Origin of the sequence: Pseudomonas sp. 2hn (assembly GCF_019646095.1) — a bacterium.
Lineage (GTDB): Bacteria > Pseudomonadota > Gammaproteobacteria > Pseudomonadales > Pseudomonadaceae > Aquipseudomonas > Aquipseudomonas peradeniyensis.
In genome coordinates this window covers 5456331-5479950 of sequence record NZ_CP081016.1, presented here as the reverse complement: position 1 = coordinate 5479950, position 23620 = coordinate 5456331, and the positions used below count along the sequence as shown (strand labels likewise).

The 23620-nt window shown below is 63.4% G+C and carries 18 protein-coding genes; 7 read left to right on the top strand and 11 right to left on the bottom strand.

Annotation, left to right across the window (positions count from 1 at the left end; all coding sequences use genetic code 11):
- Positions 1–3: 3 nt before the first annotated feature.
- A complete protein-coding gene (gene betI / locus K2O50_RS24690; RefSeq protein ID WP_050707306.1) occupies positions 4–660 on the bottom strand; it encodes a transcriptional regulator BetI in 657 nt (218 codons plus the stop codon).
- 478 nt (positions 661–1138) lie between these two features.
- Here betI and K2O50_RS24685 point away from each other — a divergent pair, with 478 nt between their 5' ends.
- Positions 1139–3142 carry a BCCT family transporter gene (locus K2O50_RS24685; protein WP_050707305.1) on the top strand — a complete coding sequence of 668 codons (2004 nt, stop codon included), beginning with the start codon at positions 1139–1141 and terminating at the stop codon, positions 3140–3142.
- A 134-nt stretch (positions 3143–3276) separates the two neighbouring features.
- Positions 3277–7929, top strand: a complete 4653-nt coding sequence (locus K2O50_RS24680) for a dermonecrotic toxin domain-containing protein (RefSeq protein WP_050707304.1) — start codon at positions 3277–3279, stop codon at positions 7927–7929.
- Between the two features lie 37 nt (positions 7930–7966).
- On the opposite strand, the gene K2O50_RS24675 is transcribed toward K2O50_RS24680, so the two are convergent.
- The 5 genes from K2O50_RS24675 to gpmI form a co-directional block, all read right to left on the bottom strand.
- On the bottom strand, positions 7967–9361 hold the full coding sequence (locus K2O50_RS24675) for a serine protease (protein WP_050707303.1): 1395 nt from the start codon (positions 9359–9361) through the stop codon (positions 7967–7969).
- A gap of 202 nt (positions 9362–9563) precedes the next feature.
- Complete coding sequence (locus K2O50_RS24670; RefSeq protein ID WP_050707302.1) at positions 9564–10328, bottom strand: divergent polysaccharide deacetylase family protein; 765 nt, start codon at positions 10326–10328, stop codon at positions 9564–9566.
- Positions 10329–10337: 9 nt separating this feature from the next.
- The gene (locus K2O50_RS24665; RefSeq protein ID WP_050707301.1) at positions 10338–11666 is read right to left on the bottom strand and encodes a S41 family peptidase; all 1329 of its coding nucleotides are present in this window, start codon (positions 11664–11666) and stop codon (positions 10338–10340) included.
- A gap of 249 nt (positions 11667–11915) precedes the next feature.
- The gene (locus tag K2O50_RS24660) at positions 11916–13214 is read right to left on the bottom strand and encodes a murein hydrolase activator EnvC (protein ID WP_050707300.1); all 1299 of its coding nucleotides are present in this window, start codon (positions 13212–13214) and stop codon (positions 11916–11918) included.
- Positions 13215–13434: 220 nt separating this feature from the next.
- A complete protein-coding gene (gpmI, locus tag K2O50_RS24655; RefSeq protein ID WP_050707299.1) occupies positions 13435–14970 on the bottom strand; it encodes a 2,3-bisphosphoglycerate-independent phosphoglycerate mutase in 1536 nt (511 codons plus the stop codon).
- A 206-nt stretch (positions 14971–15176) separates the two neighbouring features.
- Between gpmI and K2O50_RS24650 the strand changes: the two genes are divergently transcribed.
- From K2O50_RS24650 to secB, 3 genes are read left to right on the top strand one after another with little or no spacing between them, the layout of a single operon-like run.
- Positions 15177–15590, top strand: a complete 414-nt coding sequence (locus tag K2O50_RS24650) for a rhodanese-like domain-containing protein (protein WP_028688411.1) — start codon at positions 15177–15179, stop codon at positions 15588–15590.
- Position 15591: 1 nt separating this feature from the next.
- Positions 15592–15846 carry a glutaredoxin 3 gene (gene grxC, locus K2O50_RS24645; protein ID WP_003249204.1) on the top strand — a complete coding sequence of 85 codons (255 nt, stop codon included), beginning with the start codon at positions 15592–15594 and terminating at the stop codon, positions 15844–15846.
- Between the two features lie 39 nt (positions 15847–15885).
- Positions 15886–16368 (top strand): protein-export chaperone SecB, encoded by a 483-nt coding sequence (gene secB, locus K2O50_RS24640; protein WP_050707298.1) that lies wholly within the window; start codon positions 15886–15888, stop codon positions 16366–16368.
- A 114-nt stretch (positions 16369–16482) separates the two neighbouring features.
- Here secB and trmL read toward each other — a convergent pair whose 3' ends face one another.
- The gene (trmL, locus tag K2O50_RS24635; RefSeq protein ID WP_050707297.1) at positions 16483–16938 is read right to left on the bottom strand and encodes a tRNA (uridine(34)/cytosine(34)/5-carboxymethylaminomethyluridine(34)-2'-O)-methyltransferase TrmL; all 456 of its coding nucleotides are present in this window, start codon (positions 16936–16938) and stop codon (positions 16483–16485) included.
- Between trmL and K2O50_RS24630 the strand changes: the two genes are divergently transcribed.
- Together K2O50_RS24630 and K2O50_RS24625 are read left to right on the top strand one after the other, a co-directional pair.
- Complete coding sequence (locus K2O50_RS24630) at positions 16937–17374, top strand: hypothetical protein (RefSeq protein WP_050707296.1); 438 nt, start codon at positions 16937–16939, stop codon at positions 17372–17374. The two genes, trmL and K2O50_RS24630, sit on opposite strands and share 2 nt — an antisense overlap.
- A gap of 316 nt (positions 17375–17690) precedes the next feature.
- The gene (locus K2O50_RS24625; RefSeq protein ID WP_256206035.1) at positions 17691–18530 is read left to right on the top strand and encodes an RHS repeat-associated core domain-containing protein; all 840 of its coding nucleotides are present in this window, start codon (positions 17691–17693) and stop codon (positions 18528–18530) included.
- Between the two features lie 102 nt (positions 18531–18632).
- Here the strand turns inward: K2O50_RS24625 and ntrC are convergent, their stop codons facing one another.
- The 4 genes from ntrC to glnA form a co-directional block, all read right to left on the bottom strand.
- Positions 18633–20069 (bottom strand): nitrogen regulation protein NR(I), encoded by a 1437-nt coding sequence (gene ntrC, locus K2O50_RS24620; RefSeq protein WP_050707295.1) that lies wholly within the window; start codon positions 20067–20069, stop codon positions 18633–18635.
- Positions 20066–21151 carry a nitrogen regulation protein NR(II) gene (glnL, locus tag K2O50_RS24615; protein WP_050707294.1) on the bottom strand — a complete coding sequence of 362 codons (1086 nt, stop codon included), beginning with the start codon at positions 21149–21151 and terminating at the stop codon, positions 20066–20068. Before glnL ends, ntrC begins: the two co-directional genes overlap by 4 nt.
- A gap of 254 nt (positions 21152–21405) precedes the next feature.
- Positions 21406–21948, bottom strand: a complete 543-nt coding sequence (gene aroQ / locus K2O50_RS24610; RefSeq protein ID WP_050707293.1) for a gamma subclass chorismate mutase AroQ — start codon at positions 21946–21948, stop codon at positions 21406–21408.
- Between the two features lie 145 nt (positions 21949–22093).
- Entirely contained in the window at positions 22094–23500 is a 1407-nt protein-coding gene (gene glnA, locus K2O50_RS24605; protein WP_050707292.1) for a type I glutamate--ammonia ligase, read from the bottom strand.
- Positions 23501–23620: the final 120 nt, after the last annotated feature.

Here is a 23620-nt window from a genome sequence, read left to right as displayed (position 1 = left end):
GCGTCACGCTCCTGCCGGTTGGCTGGTCGCTGCGCGCGGCTGTTCAGAGGCCTGGTCGGTTGTGCCCAGGGACTGCTGTTTCGCCAGTTGTAGATCCATGTATTCGTAAGCGATGCGTATCGCCTGGTCGGTGTCGAATGCATCCCCCGACAGGGCGCCACGCAACCACAGGCCGTCGATCAGGGCTGCCAGCCCGCGGGCAGCCTTGCGCGCATGGTAGAGCGGCAGGGCGCGGCGGAACTGACAGCACAGGTTGGAATACAGACGGTGATCGTTGATCCGCTGCAACCTGTGCAAAGACGGTTGGTGCATGCTGGAGGCCCAGAAGGCCAACCAGGTTTTCATTGCCGGGCCATTCACCTGGCTCGCATCGAAGTTGCCTTCGATGATCACCTTCAGGTGGGCACGCGGGCTGTCGTCCGTGAGTGCCTGACGACGCGCGATCACACCCTCGTTGAGCATGTTCATGATGTGGCGCATCGTCGCTGCGATCAGGCCGTTCTTGTCCTGAAAGTAGTGACTGATGATGCCGTTCGACACGCCGGCCAAACGGGCAATCAGCGCAATGCTGGCATCGCCCAGTCCGACCTGATCGACCGCCTGCAATGTGGCTTCGATCAACTGCTGGCGGCGGATGGGTTGCATACCGACCTTGGGCATCTTGCTATCTCCTCAGGCCTGCGGGCAGACGACGAGCGGCTGCCTCGGCGAGGCCAGTCTATTTTGTTTTGATTGAACGTTCAATCAATAAAGAATAAGCTCTGCGACAATTTGTGCCATTGACAGTTTTTCAGGCCGTCAAAGGGACACGAATCGACACCCCAGGAAATCGTGTAACCCCCGGAATACAAGGCGTTGACGGGCATGAGCGATGCAAAGGACAGATTCTGCCGAGCGGTCATGGACTGCGCGGTCGGCCCTTGGAGCGGGCCAGGTGGTCTGTGGCGAATGCGCGCACCTTCTGCTGAGTGCGTGGCAAGGCGACAGGCGGCCGGTCTGTTTTTTTTGCAGCGTTTCGATTCGGGATCACGGTTTCCAGGTGCCTTTTATAACACCTTGCGCAGTAGGGCTATTGCACCAATTGCGCGGGACATAACTGTTTAGCCTCCACTGCCGCACTGCCCGGAGCATTCGTGCAATGAGTTCTGCCTCCCTGACAACCCCCCCCGCCGAGCGGGTACGGGTCAACCGCGTGGTGTTCTACACCTCGGCGCTGATGATCCTCGTTCTGACTGCCCTGCTGATCGCTGTCCCCGAAGCCGCTGGCCAGGCGCTGGGCGTCGCCCAGAAATGGCTGACCCGTACCTTCGGCTGGTACTACATGCTGGTGATCTGCGGTTACCTGCTGTTCGTCGTCTACCTGGCCTTCTCCGACTACGGCAAGCTCAAGCTTGGCGGCAAGGACGATACCCCCGACTTCAGCTACGGCGCCTGGGCCGGCATGCTGTTCTCCTCGGGCATCGGTATCTCGCTGCTGTACTTCGGCGCCTCCGAGCCGCTGGACCATTACTTCAACCCGCCAGAAGGCACCCCAGCCAGCCTCGAGGCCGCGCGCCAGGGCCTGCAGCTGACCTTCCTGCACTGGGGCCTGCACGGCTGGGCGATCTACGCCCTGGTCGGTCTTGCCGTGGGTTACTTCGCCTACCGTCACAACCAGCCGCTGGCGCTGCGTTCGGCGTTGTACCCGCTGGTCGGTGAGCGTTGGGTCAAGGGTGGCGCGGGTCATGCCGTGGACATCTTCGGCATGTTCGTCACCCTGCTGGGCCTGGTGACCAACCTCGGCATCGGCTCGATGCAGGTCGCCTCGGGCCTGGAATACCTGTTCGGCATGGACCACAGCAAGACCAACCTGCTGGTGGTGATCCTGGTCATGGCCGGCGTTGCCACCGTGGCCGCGGTGTCGGGCGTGGAGAACGGTATCCGTCGCCTGTCCAACCTGAACATCCTGCTGTTCAGCGGCCTGCTGATCTTCGTGCTGCTGGCCGGCAACACCCTGCACCTGCTCAACGGCTTCGTGCAGAACATCGGTGACTACCTCAACGGTGTCGTGCTCAAGACCTTCGACCTCTACGTCTATGAAGGCGACAACGACAAATCCGAGCGCTGGCTGGGCCTGTGGACCGTGTTCTACTGGGCCTGGTGGATCTCCTGGGGCCCGTTCGTCGGCATGTTCATCGCCCGTATCTCCAAGGGCCGTACCGTGCGCCAGCTGGTCAGCGGCGTGCTGCTGATCCCGCTGGGCTTCACCCTGGCCTGGCTGTCGATCTTCGGCAACACCGCGCTGGACTTGGTGATCAACCAGGGCGCCGTGGAGCTGGGCAAGACGGCGCTCGAACAGCCGTCGATGTCGATCTACCAGCTGCTGGAGTTCTTCCCGGCGGCCAAGATCGTCATCGGTGTGGCAGTGTTCGTCGGCTTCGTGCTGTTCCTGACCCCGGCCGACTCCGGCGCGGTGATGATGGCCAACCTGTCGTGCAAGGGCGGCAAGGTCGACGAAGACGCCCCGCACTGGATGGTGGTGTTCTGGTCGGTGGTCATCACCCTGGTCACCATCGGCCTGCTGTTCGCCGGTAACTTCGAAGCCATGCAGACCATGGTGGTGCTGGCCGGCCTGCCGTTCTCGGTGGTCCTGGTGCTGTTCATGTTCGGCCTGATGAAGGCCATGAAGCAGGACGTCGCGGTCGAGAGTGAGCGCGCCGAACTGGCCGCCCGTGGCCGTCGCGGCTTCAGCGAGCGCCTGAGCCAGCTGGACCTGCAACCGACCCAGGCCGTGGTCCAGCGCTTCATGGACAAGCAGGTCAGCCCGGCGCTGAAAGAAGCCGCCGAGCAGCTGCGCACCCTGGGCTTCGAGGTCGAGACCCGTGTTGGCCAGTCGCGCAACATGATGGGCCTGCGGGTGATGATGGAAGAGGGCAACCCGTTCGTCTACGAAGCCAGCCTGGACGGCTACATGGCCGCGCCTAGCGAGGCGCCGGTCGAGGGCGAGCCGGAAGTGCGCCAGCGCTTCTACCGTGCCGAGGTCTACCTGCACGACGGCAGCCAGGAGTACGACCTGATGGGCTTCACCCGTGAGCAGATCGTGCGTGACGTGCTCGATCAGTTCGAAAGCCACCGCCAGCTGCTGGGGCGCGTGTATAGCTGATCACGGCTGAAGTGAGCGAGGGGCCCGGCGCGCAAGCGTCGGGCCCCTTGTCGTTTCGGGTGGGCAATATGTAGTGCCTGCCCCGTGCGGGGGCGGGGGCATGGTGGCGGCTCATCCATGAGCGGAGCCCTTGCATGAGCAATACCTCGACCCAGATCTTCGACTTCAAGCGCGCCGTTGCCAGGCAGTTCGCAGACCGCCCGACCCTGCGTCAGGTTGTCAGCCGGCAACTGCTGCAAGTACTGCTGACGGAGCTGCCCTGGCTGGCTTTCGTCGAGCCAGCGTTGGAATCAGCCGATCCGCTGATCCTGGACAGCCCTGATCCCGATAGCGAGTACTGGACCACCGCCTCGCTGGTGGATGTCGTGCTGCAGGCGATGCTCGACGGCACACCGTTGGACCTGGAAGCTATCGACGGGCGTCATCACAACCTCGGCCTGGCAGGTCTACACCGTTTCCCCGGCTCGCACAACGCGCTGGACACGCGTCGCCTCACGGGTATTTCTCCGGCGCTCAACGCATTGCCGGCAGCAGTGATCGAGCACTTCTGCCAGGCTCAGGTCGACTACTGGCGCGAGCCGGGCAGCTCAGGCAAGAGTCGCGACAGCTGGTTTCAGCTGATGCTGAAAATGGCGCTGTTGCGCAATCTGCCGCTGCATGGGCTGGACGACCAGCAGCAAGCCTGTGTCCGAGGCTTGATCCGCGGCGGCGATGACCAACCTTCGGTGTTCGTCGTGGAGGCGAAGCTGACCGCGGATGGACAGCAGTACCCGCTGATGCAGCCTGGCTTGCTGTTGGCGGGAGAGTGGGATGAGCGTGAGGTCGTGCTGTGGTGCGCGCCGTCGAGTCAGGTCAGGGCTTTCGCGGCGCTGGATGATTTCGCCCTGGCGTTGCGTGACGAGCTTGCATTGCGTTACCGGTTCACCGCCATGACCTGGGATCGTCACGAGCTCGAAGGCAATGTTTTCGCCCAGCTGAGCGCATTGCTGCTCGGGCATATGCTCGAAGGTATCGGGCAACTGCGCTTGCAGGGATTGACCCTGGCCCGGCTGGAAGACCTGTTCGCGGATCTGAGCGACCCTGCGCAGTGGTTCGTGGGCGGCTACTTCGTCGAAGAGGACAGTTCGTCTGCGGTGCCGCCAGGCATAGGCCTTGCGTCGGCGAGCGACAGCTTTGCCTATCAGTCGGGGTTGTTGGACCTGGCCCTGGACCAGGCTGACGCAGAAGGTGTGGCGGCCCTGGACGGCGTGCTCGACCTGCGGGCCTATGCCCGTCAGCAACTGCGCAAGCAGATGCTCGAGGACTATCCGGTGGATGCCAACTACTTCCCCGATGAGCTGGTCCTGGAACTTCAGGTCGGCAAAGGCATGCCGGGTGGTGCAGGCATTGGCAGCGGCGGTGGAGAACCTCTGGTGCCGGCGGGCGAGATGACGCTGACCGAGTTCGCCATTGCCAATCTCGGCGCCCTGGGCGATGCCACCATCAAGCGCATCAGGCACACCCACGATCAATTGGTCACGTCCTGGATGAACGCCGCGTACCTGAAGAGGCTCGTGCAGGCTGTCGACATCGGTGGCCGTTATCCAGCTTACGTGGCCAATGCACTGGACGATCCGGCGAGCCGCTCCGAACGTACCCGGCGTTTCGCCCGGGAATGGCGCCAGTCCCTGCGGTTCACCGCCCTGCAGGCAAAACTCGACCGCAAGATTACCGAAGCAGGCCTGCAGTGCGTCCTCGACCTGTGCAAAGGCAGCTTCGACGCGGCGACGCAATCCGGCGGGTTGATACCGCTCGCCTTCAAGCGGCAGCAGTCGTCGGTTCGTTACGATCTGGTGCAGGGGATGTACGTGCTGTTTTCCACGGCGCCTTCACTGGTGCTGCTCTACCGCCCGCTCTACCAGACCGATCCGCTGCGCCAGTATGCCGATATCGACACGATGATGGCGGCGATTCGCACATTGGATACGTTGCAGCAGAGCATCCTGACCTGGATGGACCCGGATGTTCGCCCTGTCTATGACAACGGTGGATTTGCCGAGCCACACATCACCCATGTCGGTATCGACCCCTATCAGTTGCCCGAGCGGCCAGGGCCTGTTCGATTCGACGCGCACCTTTGGTTGAGTGATGTGGACGAGAAACTCTACGCAGCGAACCGGGCGGTGCTGGTGACCCTTGCCGATCGCCAGAGCACATCCAATGCCGAGCAGCGTTGGGCGACCCTTGGAAAAGGCGCCTGGCTGCTGTTTGATGTGGCCACCTTGCTGGTCCGGGGGCCAGTGGCCACTGTGGCCTGGCTGGTTCAGACCCTCGCCAGCCTGCAGGGTGACGGCCAGGCCCTGGAGCGGGGCAGTGAGTTCGAGCGGGAGGCGGCCACCGTCGATCTGCTTGTCAACCTGGGCATGACGCTGCTGCATGCACGGCTGCCGCGCGCAGAGGTGGCTGGGACGATTTCGACGCCCGATGCCAAGGCGTTCGACGGGCGACCGGCGCAGGAGGGTGGCCATGCGGCAGCCAGGGTCGAGCCGACGCAAGGCAAGGTGGGTATGCCGGGACCGCTCGCCATGCCGGATGGGCTGGCTATCGACTTTTCCTGGCGGGGCAACCAGGGGTTCAACTGGCTGGCTCCAGAGCAGCGCAAGGCGTTGATGGCGATGCGCGCGAGCATCGTGGTGGAGGGGCTGTCACCTTCGTCGACAGGCTTGTATGAGATTGGCGGTCAACAGTATGTCGCCATGCTCGGCGAGGTGTTCGCCGTGCAAGTGGCAGGTGAAGAAGTCAGGGTCATCGGTGCGGCCCGCAAGAAGGGGCCGTGGCTGGTGTTCGAGCAAGGCGCCTGGCGAATCGATGCCCGCTTGCGCCTCAGTGGTGGCATGCCAAGGGAACGCCTGGCGCAACAGTTTGCCAAGTTGCAATCTAGAACCGATGGGCTGGCCGAAACGGCCAATGTCGAAATGAAGGAATTCCATCGGCTCACGCGCGAGGTTATCAAGGCCGAGGAGCGAATCAGGCACCTGGGCGGGCTGAAGGAGGAGGAAGCGCGTCGGCGGCTGGAGGCCGAGCAGATCAAGGACGGCACATTCGACATGGCCAGCTCCGACAGGATCATGGCTTCCTACGAGCAGCGATATGCCGCGCTCGACATCGAGCAGGATCACCTGCGTCTGCAGGCAGTCGCCCAGGCTGAGCAGGTGGTGCGGCTGGATCGCGAGCAGTGCGACATCCTGCAGTCCATGCTCGAGCCCAAGTACGGCAGCTACCGAAAAGCGGGGTTCGCCCAGACGCTCCAGCTGCAAAGAGAGACGTTGATCGCCGGGCTGATCCGTAACAGCGATTTCATTCTCAGTGAGTTGCAGCACCTGGCGAATTTTCCGCGGATGACTGAATTGGCCGCGCAGTTCGACGCGGGTGTGGGAGCGCAGGTACGTCAGCAGTACCGGCAATTTCGTGCAGAGCTTGCAAAGGTCATAGAGATTCAGGAACGCATGCTGGTCGCCCAGGGCGCTCTGGACGAGTTGCTTGCTGGCGTGCCGGACGAACTGAATCTTGGCCTGGGTGGCATACAGTGGACGGTTGGACAAGTGGTCGCCAAGCGCAGCTTTACCACCATCGACCTGCGCTTTCACCACGCCCTGAATCTGGCCGACCTCGCGCTGCACCTGGATGGCGGTCAGCGCCAGTTGTTCAGGTACCGGGAAGACCTCGCAGCCGACACGCTTCGAGGGGCGGCCACCGCTCACGGTGAGTCACTGATGTCGAGCCTGGGCGTAGCCGACAGGATCAGCATTCTCCAGCAAGCCTGGGACGCCTATGCAGCGGCGATCGTCAACGCCCAGCACCTGGAACGCACGGGCGGGGCCCTGGTCGAGGTTGACATGCTCCAGCGTTACCGGACCCACATGCAGTTGCTCAAGGATGATGCCGGACGCCGTCTGGTGGATGCGCTCTGCGAACAGGATGGCGCACTGACAGCGCCCAGGAGAGTGCCTTATCCGAGGGCGGCGGTCCCCCAGCGGGCGTTGCGCAATAACGACGGTCTGTTGGTCGTTGCCACGCAGGTGGAGGGACAGGCGGCGTGGGAGGTTCAGGATCCGCTCAGCAAGAAAGCGCTACAGGTGTTTGAACTGACGGATGGTGAATGGCACCAGCGTGAGGAGACAGCCGAGGTGCCGCCGGTCGAGGGCGAGGCGGAGGATATCGAAGGGCTCTTGTCGTCATTGCTCGAGGATAAACAGGATGTGCTCGCCATCGCCGAGGCCTATGTGAGGGATGACGTCAACGGCCAGGCCATAGAGCGCTTGTTGAAGCGCCAGATCGAAAAAATGCAGGAAGCGGCTGCCGTGCTGGCCGAGCAGGGCGTGAGTGAGGTGCGGACCGCACCTCTGAGCGCCGCTGTGACCGATTTCGAGGTACAGCGTATTCGCCTGCTGACTGAACTGTACGGCAAGACCCGCTACCCGACCGCGCAGGGGTTGCGCTTCCTCCATGATCAGGGGCTGATCAAGGTGGATTACGTCAGGCGGGACACGTCGATTGCTACCAGTCCCTTCGACGAGTTCAGGATCACTCGCCTGAATGCCCCAGGGGCAACGAAGGGTCGTAGCCTCTGGGCGGCGCATTTCCATCTGGCATCACAGTCCGCGCCTTTGGATGCGTTTATCCATGGGCATCTGAAGGTCTGGAGCCAGCGTTTCATGGGGCGACAGTACGAAGCGGTCAGTGGCGAGCGGGTGCACAGGGGGCGACTTACTGCAGCCGATGTGGCGGGAATCATTCCCCTGAGCTGACGGAGCGGCCCTGTCTGCAAGCAGGCAGGGCCCTGGGTCATCGCTCCTGCGCGGGCAACAACTCGCGGTGAGTCGACGCCACCTGCCTGTCGAGATCGATGGCGCGGCTACAGAGTATCGCCGGCAACCGTGATGCCTGAATGACCTGGGTGGGTGTCAGGGCGCGGCGGTAACCGAAGTCGCTGTCGCAGTCCATCCGGTCCGCAGCGCCGTACTTGACCAGGTAGTGGCTCAGGTAGGGCTGCTCGGAATGCCAGTCGACGATGACGTGGCCCTGCTCGTGACGATCAAGGCTGTAGCGGACCTCAGGAAGCCCCGCCGGAATCACTTCGACGGGCAAGCTCAGGGCGTTGGCCAGCAGCGCCGGAAAGGGACGCTGCTCAGGCGATTGCACGCCGACCAGGCACAGGTAGTAGCGGCCAGGCTCGCTGCCGATCGGGTCGTCGATGCGCCGTTCGCTGGCGGAGATCGTGCCGCTGTAGCCAACCGCGTCCTCGCACTCGAGCGCGTCGCGCACCTGCTTGTAGCGGTAGCGCGGAGTATCGATCTTGAGGGTCAGGTCCCAGGTGGCGGCCGATAAGTCGTTGCCAAGTCGCCTGAGCAGGCGGGCCGGTCCTTGCTGGGTGATCTGGAAGCCGGGTAGCAGGGCGCATTGTTCGAAGCTCAGGTCGGCGTGACCCTGGTGAAAGCAGCCGAGCACACGTTGGACCGGGATGGCGTAGTTGTTCTGCGTTGCGCCGAAGGGCGCGCTGTTGACGACGCTGACCAGGTGTCCGCTCGCCTGGTCGATTACCGCGCTGCCCGAGGCGCCTTTGCCGCTGCTTGGGCAGTCGTTCACCTTGAGCTTGCGCCAGACCCAGGGAAACTCGGTCACGCTGGCCTGGTCCTGCTCTGTGCACTGGACCGCGCGCAGTCCTGAGTCTGGGTTGCTGGCCTCACCTACCATCACCACCGCGCTGCCTGGGGCTGAGCTGGAACCCAGTTTCAGCGGCTGGATACCTGCGGCCATTACCTGGGCGAGGCTGGCGTCCAGTTCCACCAGCGCCAGGTCGCTGCCCTGCATGCTGCTCCAGAGCGTGCGCTTGAGTGCGAAGCTTGGGCGCGTGTTCGGGGTGTCGGCGAAGTAGTTGAAGGTGATCGTGCCCTGGGCCGGCTGATCGTGGATGATCCGGCCATTGCGGGTGTCCAGGCAGTGGCCGCTGGTCAGCAGGTAGGCGGGACCTGTCTTGGTGGGTTCGGTGCCGCCGCTATCGATCAGTGTGGCAATGCATTGGTCGCCATTCGCCAGGTTCAGACGGCCGATGCCACTCCAGTGGGCGTGCTCGCCGTGGGCATTGTCCAGCAGTGTCGGCGTATCGGTGGTGTCTGCGAGTGTTGTGGTTATGGCCCAGGGCATGGCCAGGGCAAGGAGAGTGGTGGTTAACGTTGGCATCGGGTGAGCTCCTGTAGGGATGACCGATGCGAGCGTGCCTAGGGGGATGGGGCGTCAGGTGGTGCTTATGGATATGCGTGATAGGCGGCATGGGTATCACCAGCGAGGGAGCGGGATTGGCCCGCGATGCCCTGCCAGCACCGGCTTCGCCGGTGATCGCGGGGCTAGCCCGCTCCCACGTTGGTCTGGATCGGGCGACGCTTCAGCGATTGCTGTAGCGGCCCTGGTGGCCATGGGCGGGCATGGCCTGGTTGCCGCGTTCGGCGATCATCTGCGGCAGACCGATCAACTCGATGCCCTGGGCCTTGAGTCGGGGGATTTCACGAGCCAGCACCTCCAACGTCTGCGGATAGGGGTGGCCGATCAGCACCGCAGAGCCTTGCTTGCGGGCCTGGGCGATGCCTAGCTGAAGCTGTCCGCTTATCGCCTCCGTGGTGCGCACGTCATCGAGAAATACATCCCTTGAAACATGGGCCAGGCCAACCGCCTGGGCCTCGGCCGCCGCCACGGTGGCGGCGCTGGTGCGGCTGTCGACGAAGAACAGGTGGCGGCGTTGCAGTTCCTCCATCAGCCAGCGCATTGGTTCACGCTGGGCGGTCATGCGGCTGCCCATGTGGTTATTGATGCCGGCGGCGTAGGGCACCTTGGCCAAGGCGGCGTCCAGGCGCCGGGCCAGTTCCTCGATCGCCGTGCCGGGGTGCCAGGCGTAGGGGCCGTTGGCCGGGTCCATGGGCATGTGCAGGATCACCGTGCGCCCGGCCTTGTGGGCCTGGCGGGCGAAGTCGGTGGCGTGGGGCGTGTCGGGCATGATCGCCATCGTGACCGGGCCGGGCAGGGCGAGGGTGCGGCTGTCACGCTCGCTGCTCTGGCCCAGGTCGTCGATGATGATGCTCAGGTAGGCCTTGCCCGGCGCCGCCTGGGCGGCACCGAACATGAGGCAGAACAGCGTGAACAGCAGGTAACGCATGGGAAGCGGTCAGTCGCCCTTGGTGATGTTCAGGCCCTTGAGCAGGCTGAGGGCCTGGCTGAGCTGGAAGTCGTTGTCCTGCGGGCGATCCTTGCGCTTGCTGCTGCCGCTCGGGCGGTCGGCGCCGCCGTTGCCGTTGCCCAGGTGGCCCTGCAGGTCGGCTTCCTTGAAGTTGTCGTTGTCGGCCTCGGCGGTGAGCTTGGCCGGACGCACCTCGATGTCCGGGACGATGCCCTGGGCCTGGATCGAGCGGCCGTTGGGGGTGAAGTACAGCGCGGTGGTGAGCTTCAATGCACGGTCGTTGGCCAGCGGCAGCACGGTCTGCACCGAGCCCTTGCCGAAGCTGTCGGTGCCCATCAGCACGGCGCGTTTCTGGTCCTGCAGGGCGCCGGCGACGATTTCCGAGGCCGAGGCGCTGCCGCCGTTGATCAGCACCACCAGCGGCACGCCTTCGCTGGCGTCGGCCGGGTCGGCGGAGTAGCGCAGCTCGGAGTTGGCGATGCGGCCCTTGGTGTAGACGATCAGGCCCTTGGTCAGGAAGTGGTCGGCCACCTCCACCGCCGACTGCAGCACGCCGCCGGGGTTGTTGCGAAGGTCCAGGACCACGCCGCGCAGCTTCTTGCCGTTGTCCTTGCGCAGCTTGGCCAGGGCCTTGCCCACCTCGTCGCCGGTCTTGACCTGGAACTGGGTGATACGGATGTAGCCGTAGTCGTTCTCCAGCAGCTGGCTCTTGACGCTCTTGACCTGGATCACCGCGCGGGCCAGCGTCACGTCGAACGGCGTGCCGCCGTCGCGCACCAGGGTCAGGGTGATCTTCTCGCCGATCTTGCCGCGCATCTTGTCCACGGCCTCGGTCATGGTCTGGCCGCGGGTCGGCGCGCCGTTGATCTTGACGATCAGGTCGCCGGCCTCGATGCCGGCGCGGGAGGCCGGGGTGTCGTCGATGGGCGAGACCACCTTGACGAAGCCGTCTTCCATGCCCACTTCGATGCCCAGGCCGCCGAACTCGCCGCTGGTGCTTTCCTGCAGCTCCTGGAAGTCCTCGGGGCCAAGGTAGGCCGAGTGCGGGTCGAGGTTGCTGAGCATGCCCTTGATGGCGTTCTCCAGCAGGGTCTTGTCGTCGACAGGCTCCACATAGGCGGCCTTGATGCGGTCCATGACCTCGGCGAAGGTGCGCAGTTCTTCCAGCGGCAGGGGCGCCTTGGCGGTCACCTCGGTGGCCGGCACCGCAGCCGACTTGGCCGCTGGCTTGGCCGGCTCGGCAGCAACGGCCAGGGGCGCGCCGATGACCAGGGCAATGGTCAGGGCCAGCTGGGTGAGGCGAGGCGAGTGCAGCATGTCGAACGAACTCCTGATCCTGTTGGTGCTCCCGTCGGGAGCATCGGCGCCGCCGTTTCGTGGGCAGCGCCGTAAAAGTAGCATTATCCAGTGCCCTGTCTCGGAAATAAGCTGTTCACTTTTGGCGGCGTCTTGGGCGCCCGGCCGGCGTTGCCACTCCTCGCCATAGCCCCGCTATGACTCGTCGCGGCGCCTTGGCCGAACACCCAAGCCACTCGCCAAAAGAGAACGTATTTCCGAGACAGGACACTAGCCTCGGCACCATTGCGCGGGGTCGGTGGGCCGCCCCTGCTGGCGAATAGCGAAATACAGACCGGCGTTGTCCTGGCCACCGCTGTCGCCGACGGTGGAGATGGCATCACCGGCCTTGACGATGTCGCCGGCGCTCTTGAGCAGGCTCTGGTTGTGGCCGTACAGGCTCAGGTAGCCATTGCCATGGTCGAGAATGACCAGAAGTCCAGCGCCGCGCAACCAGTCGGCGAACACCACGCGCCCGCCGTGCACGGCGCGTACCTGGGTGCCGGCGCTGGCGCCGATCATCACCCCGTCCCACTTGGCCCGGGCATCGCCACCGCGGGTATCGCCGAAGCGTGCCAGCAATCGACCATTGACCGGCCATGGAAGTTTGCCCCGGGCCGCAGAAAAAGCGCCACCGTAGCTGGCGCCATCGCTGGAAACCACCGGGCCGAGGGTGGTGCGGGCCTTCTTCGGCGCCTCCTCGGGCTCCTGGGCACGGGCCGCCGCGGCCAGGGCCTGCTCCTTGCGGCGTTTTTCTTCTTCCTGCCTGGCCAGCAGGGCGCGCTGGCGTGCTTCCTCGGCCTCGCGGGCCTGGCGGGCCAGGGTTTCCTCGATGGTCTTGAGCACCTTGCCCAGGTCGGCCTGGTCCTGCTCGCGGCTCTGCAGCTTCTGGTCGCGCTCTTTCATGTCGCTGTTGAGCTTGGCCAGCACCTGCTGGCGCTTGTCGCGTTCGGCCACCAGCGCCTGACGGCGACCGTCGAGGTCGGCGCGTTGGGTCAGCAGCTGTTCCTGCTGGCGGGCGATGTCCTGCTCGACGTTGGCCAGCTGGCGCAGCGTCTCGTTGAAGGCGCGCAACTGGTCCGTGCGCGCCTTGCTCAAGTAGTCGTAATACGTGAGGGTACGGGCGAACTTCTCGGGGTTCTGCTGGTTCAGCAGCAGCTTCAGATATTCTTCGCGGCCATTGTTCTGGTAGGCCGAACGGGCCTGGATGGCAATCAGGCGTTGCTGTTCAACGCGGGCGCTCTGGAGTTTTTTTTTCTCGTGATCAAGGCGCTCCAGCTCGCCCTCGGTCTTTTTTAGTTCTTGCTGCAGTGCCTCCACCTGTTTCTCGAGGGTGCCGATGTCGGTCTCGGTGGACTTGAGGTCTTTCTGCACGCCGGCTTTCTCCTCCTGGAGCTTGCCCAGCATCTTCTTCAGCTCGGCGATGTCCTGGCGGGTGGCGTCCAGCTGCTGCTGGGTCTGCGCGCGCTCGTCGGCGAAGGCCGGGGTGAGCAGGCATGACAGGGCTAGTAAGAAGAGGGCGCGGAGCATGGGGTTTGGCGTACCGGGGATGGAGACTGGCCTAGTATGCCCTTGCGGGCCTGCAAAAAAAACGCCCCGCGGCGTGGGCGGCGGGGCGTTGGTCTGGAAATCATGGGTAAAGCGGGTTAAAACCCTCGTGGGAGCGGGCTTGCCCCGCGATAGCGTCTTGCGCTGGATCATCACTGGCGCAGATGACGCCATCGCGGGTCAAGCCCGCTCCCACGGGCTGTTACTGATCGATCAAGATCGAGGTGCCGGTCATCTCGACCGGCTTTTCCAGCCCCAGCAGCTTGAGCATGGTCGGCGCCACATCGGCCAGCACGCCGCCTTCGCGGACCTTGACCTGACGCTTGCCGACATAGATGAACGGCACCGGCTCGCTGGTATGGGCGGTGTGCGCCTGGCCGGTGCACTCGTCTTCCATCTGCTCGACGTTGCCGTGGTCGGCGGTGATCAGCGCTTCGCCGCCGACCTTGTCCAGGGCCTCGACGATACGGCCGACGCAGACGTCCAGGGCCTCGACGGCCTTGACCGCCGCTTCGAACACGCCGGTATGGCCGACCATGTCGCCGTTGGCATAGTTGACCACGATCACGTCATAACGCTGCTGCTCGATGGCCTCGACGATGCGGTCGGTGACCTCGGGAGCGTTCATTTCCGGCTGCAGGTCGTAGGTGGCGACCTTCGGCGACGGGATCAGGATGCGTTCTTCGCCTTCGAACGGCTCTTCACGACCGCCGGAGAAGAAGAAGGTGACATGGGCGTACTTCTCGGTCTCGGCGATACGCAGTTGGGTCTTGCCGTTTTTCGCCAGGTATTCGCCCAGGACATTGTCCAGGCTGGACGGGGCAAAGGCGGCTGGCGCCGGAATTTTCGCCGAATACTGGGTCAGGCCGATGTACGCCGCCAGCTTGGGCAGGCGTGCGCGTGGGAATTCATTGAAGTCCGGCTCGACGAATGCCCGGGACAGCTCGCGGGCGCGGTCGGCGCGGAAGTTCATGAAGATGACCGCGTCGCCATCCTCGACCTTGACGGCTTCACCAATGCGCGTGGCCTTGACGAACTCGTCGTTCTCGTCGCGGGCGTAGGCGGCTTGCAGGCCGGCAAGGGCGCTGTCGGCGGTGTATTCGGCGGCGCTGTCGACGATCAGGTTGTAGGCGGCGCTGACGCGGTCCCAGCGGTTGTCGCGGTCCATGGCGTAGTAGCGGCCGATCAGGCTGGCGATGCGGCCCTTGCCCAGGCGGGCGAAGGTGGCGTCGAGCAGTTCGATCGACGACTGGGCGCTGCGCGGCGGGGTGTCGCGGCCGTCGAGGAAGGCGTGCAGGTAGATCTTCTCGGCGCCACGCTGCGCGGCCAGCTCGGCCATGGCGATCAGGTGATCCTGGTGGCTGTGCACGCCGCCGTCGGAGAGCAGGCCGAGGATGTGCACGGCCTTGCCGGCGCCGACGGCCTTGTCCACCGCGCCGCCGAGCACGGGGTTCTCGAAGAACTCGCCGTCACGGATGGCCTTGGTCACCCGGGTGAAGTCCTGGTACACCACGCGGCCGGCGCCGAGGTTCATGTGACCGACTTCGGAGTTGCCCATCTGCCCGTCGGGCAGCCCCACGTCCATGCCGGAGCCGGAGATCAGGCCATGCGGCTGGGTGGCGCGCAGGCGGTCGTAGACCGGCGTGTTGGCAGCGAAGATGGCGTTGTATTCGGGGCTTTCGCTGTGACCGAAGCCATCCAGGATGATCAGGACCAGGGGTTTAGGCGTACTCGTCATCAATCAAACTCACGGTTGTTCAAAGATGATAAAGACACGCATTTTAGGGCAAATCCGCCAGCGACGGCGAATATTCCTCCCCTTGCCCGACCAGCGCGGTCAGGCATGCAACATGAAGACGCGTTTGCCGCAAGCCCAGTGGGCTTTGGCGGTCATGGGGCGCTGTGTATACTGGCCGCCATTTTCAATCGCCTGGAACACCCCTGATGGTTGCTCACCTGATTCAATTCGCGACAGATCACTACATCCTGGTGGCCATTTTCGTCGTCCTGCTGGTCCTGCTGCTGATCAACGAAGTCCGCCGTGGCGGCCAGAGCCTGAGCAACGGCCAGCTGACCGCCCTGGTCAACGCCGACAAGGCCGTGGTGATCGATATCCGTACCGCCAAGGAATACTCGGCCGGGCATATCGTCGGTGCGCTGAACATTCCCCAGGACAAAGTCGCCGGCCGTATGAGCGAGCTGGAAAAACACAAAGAGAAGACCCTGATCGTCGTCGACGCGATGGGCCAGCAGTCCGGCACCCTGTGCCGCGAACTGCTCAAGGCTGGTTACACCGCCGCCAAGCTCAGCGGTGGCGTTTCCAGCTGGAAAGCCGATAACCTGCCCCTGGTGAAGTGATATGAAGCCCGTCATCGTCTATTCCAGCGACTACTGCCCCTACTGCATGCGCGCCAAGTACCTGCTCGAGAGCAAGGGCGTGGCGTTCGAGGAGATCAAGGTCGACGGCAAGCCCCAGGTTCGCGCCGAAATGAGCCAGAAGGCCGGCCGTACCTCGGTGCCGCAGATCTGGATCGGCAGCACGCACGTCGGTGGATGCGATGACCTCTATGCCCTGGAGCGCGCGGGCAAGCTCGACGCGCTGCTGGCGGCCTGATTCGCACTGCATTCAAGAACATTAGGAAAAGGATCTGCCATGACCGAGCAACAGACCAACGGCGCCACTGACGCCAACGCTCCACAATTCTCCCTGCAGCGCATCTACGTGCGCGATCTGTCGTTCGAGGCCCCGAAAAGCCCGCAGATCTTCCGCCAGCAGTGGGAACCGAGCGTCTCGCTGGACCTGAACACCCGCCAGAAGGCCCTGGAAGGCGACTTCCACGAAGTCGTGCTGACCCTGTCGGTGACCGTCAAGAACGGCGACGAAGTGGCCTTCATCGCTGAAGTGCAGCAGGCCGGCATCTTCCTGATCGCCAATCTGGACGCCTCCTCGATGAGCCACACCCTCGGCGCGTTCTGCCCGAACATCCTGTTCCCGTACGCCCGCGAGACCCTGGACAGCCTGGTGACCCGTGGCTCGTTCCCGGCGCTGATGCTGTCGCCGGTCAACTTCGACGCCCTGTACGCGCAAGAAATGCAGCGCATGCAGGAAGCCGGCGAAGTGCCGACCGTGCAGTAATCGCTGTAACAAGAAAGGGCGACTTCGGTCGCCCTTTTTTGTTCGTCTTTTAGCAAGGCTTAGCTTCGTGGGAGCGGCGGTGCGCCGATGCGACTTGCCCCGCGATAGGCCCTTTCAGGCAAACCCCTGCTGCCGCCACGCCTCGTACACCGTCACCGCCACGGTATTGGACAGGTTCAGGCTCCGGCACCCCGGCCGCATCGGCAGGCGCAAGCGCTGCTCGGGCGCCAGGCTGTCCAGCACCTCGGCCGGCAGGCCACGGCTTTCAGGCCCGAACAGGAAGGCGTCACCGGGCTGGTACTCGACCTCATGGAACGGGTGCGAGCCCTTGGTGGTGAAGGCGAACAGCCGTGGCTGGTTCAGGCTTTCCAGGCAGTCGGCCAGGCTTTGATGGCGCTTGAGCGTGGCATACTCGTGGTAGTCCAGCCCTGCCCGGCGCAGGCGCTTGTCGTCCAGTTCGAAGCCGATCGGCTCGATCAGGTGCAGGTCGCAGCCGCTGTTGGCGCACAGGCGGATGATATTGCCGGTATTCGGCGGAATTTCTGGTTGAAAAAGGATGACGTGAAACATGCACGGCTCCAAGCATGAAGATGACGGGCATTCTACCCCCGAACCCGACCCGCGTTCGAAGGCCTTCCCGCGGGTGATCCTGTCGCTGGCGATTGTCGGGCTGATGGTCGGCATGATGATCGGCCGCCTGACCACTCCGGAGGAACGGGTGCTCGAGCAGGTGCAGGTGGTGCAGGATGGCCTGGACCTGTGGTTCAACGAAGAGCCCAGGCTGCATGGCGAGAACGTCCAGGGCACCGTGGCCATCGTGTTCGAAGCCCAGGGCAAGACCCAGCGGGGTCAGCTGACGCTGCAGGACAAACCGGTGGGCTGGCGCCTGCAGAAGAGTGAGGAGGGGCTGGTGCTGACCGTGGTGGCCGCCCGCCCCCTGCGCGGCGAGTGGAACGCGACGGAGGAGGCGGGGCGCTGGCGGGTGCAGGTGAGGCTGCACGAATAAAAGAGGGGATTTCCCGGCCTGCCTGTACCGAGGTCCCCAAAACTGGAGGTACTGGGTACTTAGCAGGGAGCGTGCCAGGTCTGGTCGGCCCAGAAATGCGGTGTTCTGGTCATTTTTCGAGGGGTTATGAGGACTAATCTGCCTTTTGCTGGTGCATATGGCACAGCAACGGTGCAAAGGGGCTCTATCCGGTAGAAGTAGACATCAGGCGGGGGAGGCTTCTACCGGGACCTGATAATTTTGCCAGTATCGGACACTGAGTAGCCTCGGTTAGCTTTCGTCTCATGATTCCATGGTCCTGTGGGAGCGACTGTTTATGAGCCTGTACTTGCCGATACTCGATCACCAGCGATCACCGTTTTGGGGAAGCAATTTCTCCAGAGCGTATACGCCATATGGTGCCACTGCCGTTTCAGATGGACCGATGCTCGGCTTTTGCGGACAACCTAGTGATAAGGTGACCGGCAGTTATCTGCTGGGTAATGGCCACCGTTGCTATTCTCCAGGGCTATTTCGGTTTCAATCTCCAGATCAGTTAAGTCCATTTGGTAAGGGTGGTATAAATGCGTATGCCTATTGTGGTGGCGATCCTGTAAATCGGTGGGATCCTAGCGGTCAAGTTATTGAATCTGGATTAAATATCACGCTGGCCTTGTTCGCTGCTCGCGACGCAGGGAAGACTGTTCACCAGACAAATACCTCGGGGCGCGCAATTGTCGCTGAACAGCGCCACTCCACTGATCCCAATGTTCTGAATAAGGTGAAGCCAACACTGTCAAGGCAGATTGGTGAGACGTCGGCAGTTGTGGTACCTGTGGTTGCAGCTGTTGGGACGGGAGTAAGTTTAGCCACTGGAGGGGCCGCTCCAGCGCTGTTAGGGACGGTTGGTACAATTGCTGGAGTTGTGGCGTTGGTCTTTTCGAAGGGTGCAAAGCGCCGTGAGAATAAATTAGCAAAAGATGAATACTACTACCTGAATCACAGTACAGGTCAGGAAGCTAATAGGGTTGCCGCTGTGTTTAATGATGTTAAGGATAGGATCAATCAAGACATCAGCCGAGGAGTGTGGCCATCCCCCGATAAAAACGAGAGCTCGATTGATAAGTCATTCAATGCGGTGTTGGAGGTCGGAGAGGAACTGAGGAATTTAGCCTAGTGTGCCTGTTTCATCAGGCGTTCGCGAGCGAACTAGCTTATGGGTGCACCTGAGTCAGGAGGGCCATGTGTGGCCCTCTCTTCACCGAAGCACACTCATTAATCAGTGCTCTTCCCCGTCATCATCATCCCCTCCATCCACCTTCATCCCCAACTCCTTGATCTTGCGCGTCAAGGTATTACGCCCCCACCCCAGCAACAACGCCGCATCACGACGCCGCCCGGCCGTATGCTTGAGTGCGGTCTCGATCATGATCCGCTCGAAACTGGGCACGGCGCTGTCGAGCAGGCTCGACTGGCCACGGGCCAGGGCCTGGTCGGCCCACTGACGCAGGGCCTGCTCCCAGTTGGTCACCGGCGCGGCGTCCTGGGGCAGGTTGAGTAATTCCGGCGGCAGGTCGCCGACCAGCACTTCGCGGCTGGAGGCCATCACCGTAATCCAGCGGCAGGTGTTCTCCAGCTGGCGCACGTTGCCCGGCCACGGCAGGTTGCGGATGAACTCCTCGGTCTCCGGCTTGAGCAGCTTGGGTTCCACCGCCAGCTCCTGGGCGGCGCGGCCGAGGAAGTGGCGGGCCAGGGCCGGGATGTCCTCGCGTCGATCCGCCAGGCGCGGGATATGGATACGGATCACGTTGAGGCGGTGGAACAGGTCTTCACGGAACTTGCCGGCCTGCACCAGCGACTCGAGGTTCTGGTGGGTGGCGGCGATGATGCGCACGTCCACCTTCACCGGCACATGGCCGCCGACCCGGTAGAACTCGCCATCTGCCAGTACCCGCAGCAGGCGGGTCTGGGTGTCGGCGGGCATGTCGCCGATCTCGTCGAGGAACAACGTGCCGCCGTCGGCCTGCTCGAAACGGCCGCGGCGCAGGTTGGCGGCGCCGGTGAAGGCGCCTTTTTCATGGCCGAACAGCTCGGATTCCATCAGGTCCTTGGGGATCGCCGCCATGTTCAGGGCGATGAACGGCGACGCCGCACGCGGGCTGTGGCGGTGCAGGGCGTGGGCCACCAGCTCCTTGCCCGTGCCGGACTCACCGTTGATCAGCACGGTGATGTTGGAGTGGCTTAGGCGACCGATGGCGCGGAACACCTCCTGCATCGCCGGCGCCTCGCCGATGATCTCGGGCGTGCGGGCCAGCGCCTGGGGCACTTCCAGGGCTTGCTGCTCCTGGGCATGCTGGTTGGCGCGCTTGACCAGCGACACCGCCTCGTCGACATCGAACGGCTTGGGCAGGTACTCGAAGGCGCCGCCCTGGTACGAGGCCACGGCGCTGTCCAGGTCGGAGTGGGCGGTCATGATGATCACCGGCAACCCCGGGTGCTGTTCGCGGATCTGGGCGAGCAGGTCGAGGCCGCTGGCACCCGGCATGCGGATGTCCGAGATGATCACGTCCGGCTGCTGGCGGGCCAGCCGACCCATGACGCCGTCGGCGCTGTCGAAGCTCTGGGTGGTCATGCCTTCCTGCTGCAGGGCCTTTTCCAGGACCCAGCGGATGGAACGATCATCATCGACGATCCAGACGGTTTCACTTCGGCTCATGGGGCAGTGGCTCCTTGTTCCAGGGGCAGGTAGATCGAGAAGGTGGTGTGGCCGGGGTGGCTTTCGCACTCGATCAGGCCCTGGTGCTGGCTGATGATGTTCTGGGTGATGGCCAGGCCCAGCCCGGTACCGTCCGGGCGGCCGCTGACCATGGGATAGAAGAGGGTGTCCTGCAGTTCCGCGGGGATGCCGGGGCCGTTGTCGACGATCTCGATCCTGGCGACCAGGCGGTGGCGCACATGGCCGATGGTGAACTGGCGCACGGCGCGGCTGCGCAGGGTGATGCGGCCCAGGCGCAGCTCGTTCTGCCCGCCGATGGCCTGCATGGCGTTGCGCACGATGTTGAGCACGGCCTGGATCATCTGCTCGCGGTCGATCAGCACGTCCGGCAGGCTCGGGTCGTAGTCGCGCACCAAGGTGATGCAGCCCTGGCTCTCGGCCTCGACCAGGCTGCACACGCGCTCGAGCACCTCGTGGATGTTGGTCATGGCCAGCGACGGCAACTTGTTCGAGCCGAGCATGCGGTCGACCAGGTTACGCAGGCGGTCGGCCTCTTCGATGATCACGTTGGTGTAGTCGCGCAGGCTCTCGTCCGGCAGTTCGCGGGCCAGCAACTGGGCCGCGCCGCGGATGCCGCCGAGGGGGTTCTTGATCTCGTGGGCCAGGCCGCGCACCAGCATCTTGGTGGTCTCCTGCTTGCTCAGCTGGGCCTCTTCCTTGGTGATGCGCAGCAGGCGGTCACGCGGGTGCACCTCCAGCAACAGCAGGGTCTGGCCCAGGTGCAGGATGGGGGTGACGGCATAGTCGACGGTGATGGTCTGGCCGGTCAGCGAGGTCAGCTGCGCTTCACGCTTGGTGAACGGGTGCGCCTGCTCCACCGCCTGGCGCAATGAATTGAGCGCCTCGGTCGATTCGGTGAACAGCTCGCTGATGAACTGCCCGTGGCTGCGCTGGCCGCTGACGGCCAGCAGCATCTCCGCGGCCGGGTTCATGTATTCCAGGCGCAGTTCAGAGTTGAGCAGCAGCGTGGCCGTGGTCAGGTTGTCCAGAAGCAGACGGTGCTGTGCATCGCTGATGGTCATAAGGCGTCGTTGACCTCTTTTGGCACAGTGGCGCCCAAGAGCTCAGGCCTGGGGCGCGCACGGAAGAGTGCTGGATGCAGTGAAAATGCAAGAACCAAACCAAGGCTCCGAAAAGAAGCGGAAATTCCGGATAGAGACCTGGAATTGCGCGAATTCGAGCCAGAAAGCCCTGGTTTATCGATTCATGTGACCCAAATTGGGATGCATGATGGGGCGTTTTGCGCAGTCATGCACCAATATGGAGCATAGGGCGGTCAGCGCAATTTGCACAGCTGGGCGCTGGCACGAACCAGGGCGAGGTGGCGGGTGGTGTCCTGGGTGCGTTGTTGCAGGGCATCGGCCAAGTGGTTGGCGCAATTGTCCGGCGGGGTCTGGTCAAAGCGGGCGAGGGCGCTCAGCAGCTGTTCCTGCAGCAGGTCCAGTTCAGGGCGCACTTCACTGGCCAGGTCGCGGCGTGGAAGAGCTGGCGCTTTTCGGGCGCGATGCCAGGTGTCGAGCAGGTGGTACTGCAGGAGCTTGTTGGCTTCGATCTGGTCGGCAAAGAAGGCCTCGACGCGTGCCGGATCCAGGTGGTGGGCGACGGCGGCCTGGCGTGCGCCGAGCAATACCTGCTGCTCGCGGACGCTGGCCTGCACGGGTTGCTGGTGATCCCACTTGTGCAGTGCGACCGCTTCGGCCAGGTCCAGGCGCCGGTCGATGGTGGCAAGCAACTGATCCAGGGTTGGCGTGACGCTCGGTGAGGTGGCGCAACCGGACAGGGCGAAGCCGCAGGTGAGGGCGAGGATGGTGGCACGCATGGCGATCTCCTTGGGAATGAAGCCTCGAGTGTCGCCTTTGGCGTTGCGGCGGCTAATAGGTGTTGTTCGATGATGAGGGTATGAAAAAGAAACGGCCTCCCGAGGGAGGCCGTCCTGATGTCATCGACGCGGGGCGCCGACCATATCAGCAGCTGTAGTACAGCTCGTATTCCAGCGGGTGCACGAAGGTGCGGACCTTGATCTCCTCTTCGCTCTTCAGCTCGATGAAGGCATCGATGAAGTCGTCGGAGAACACGCCGCCTTTGGTCAGGAACGCACGGCCCTTGTCCAGCTCTTCCAGGGCTTCCTTCAGGCTGCCGCACACCTGCGGGATGTCCTTGGCCTCTTCAGGCGGCAGGTCGTACAGGTTCTTGTCGGCGGCATCGCCTGGGTGGATCTTGTTCTGGATACCGTCCAGGCCGGCCATCAGCAGGGCCGCGAAGGCCAGGTACGGGTTGGCCGATGGGTCCGGGAAGCGTGCTTCGATACGGCGGGCTTTCGGGCTGCCGACGTATGGAATACGGATCGAGGCGGAACGGTTGCGCGCCGAGTAGGCCAGCATTACCGGGGCTTCGAAACCTGGGACCAGACGCTTGTAGGAGTTGGTCGACGGGTTGGTGAAGCCGTTCAGGGCCTTGCCGTGCTTGATGATGCCGCCGATGAAGTACAGGGCGGTGTCGGACAGGCCGGCATAGCCTTCACCGGAGAAGGTGTTCTTGCCGTCTTTCCAGATCGACATGTGCACGTGCATGCCCGAGCCGTTGTCGCCGTACAGAGGCTTGGGCATGAAGGTGGCGGTACGGCCGTAGGCGTCGGCAACGTTGTGCACGACGTACTTCAGGGCCTGTACTTCGTCAGCTTTCTTCACCAGGGTGTTGAACTTGACGCCGATTTCGTTCTGGCCGGCGGTCGCCACTTCGTGGTGGTGGACTTCGACGGTCTGGCCCATTTCTTCCAGGGCGTTGCACATGGCGGTGCGGATTTCGTGGTCGTGGTCGAACGGCGGAACCGGGAAGTAGCCGCCTTTCACGCCCGGACGGTGGCCTTTGTTGCCGCCTTCGACGTCAGCGCCGGTCATCCACGAGCCTTGCTCGGAGAAGATCTTGAACATCGAGCCGGAGATGTCCGACTGGAACTTCACTTCGTCGAAGATGAAGAACTCAGGCTCCGGGCCTGCGAACACGGTGTCACCGATGCCGGTGCTCTTCAGGTACTCTTCGGCGCGCTTGGCGATGCCGCGTGGGTCGCGATCATAGCCCTGCATGCTCGACGGATCGACGATATCGCAGGTGATGATCAGGGTCGGCTCTTCGGTGAACGGGTCCAGCACGGCGGTTTCGTCGACCGGCATCAGGATCATGTCGGAGGCTTCGATGCCTTTCCAGCCAGCGATGGAGGAACCGTCGAACATCTTGCCGACTTCGAAGAAGTCTTCGTCCAGGCCATCGCGCGCCGGCATGGTCACGTGATGCTGAACGCCCTTGGTGTCCGTGAAACGCAGATCAATCCACTTGACGTCATGATCTTTGATGAGTTGAACCGACTTCGACATGTTGTCCTCCGGATGGTCTAGGGCGCAGTTGGCCGCTGCCCTGGAAAAAGGGTGTCGCTGGGCGCGGATAGTCGGCCAAGCGTACCTGCCTCACAAGGGAGCAAATTGCATGCCAGTGCC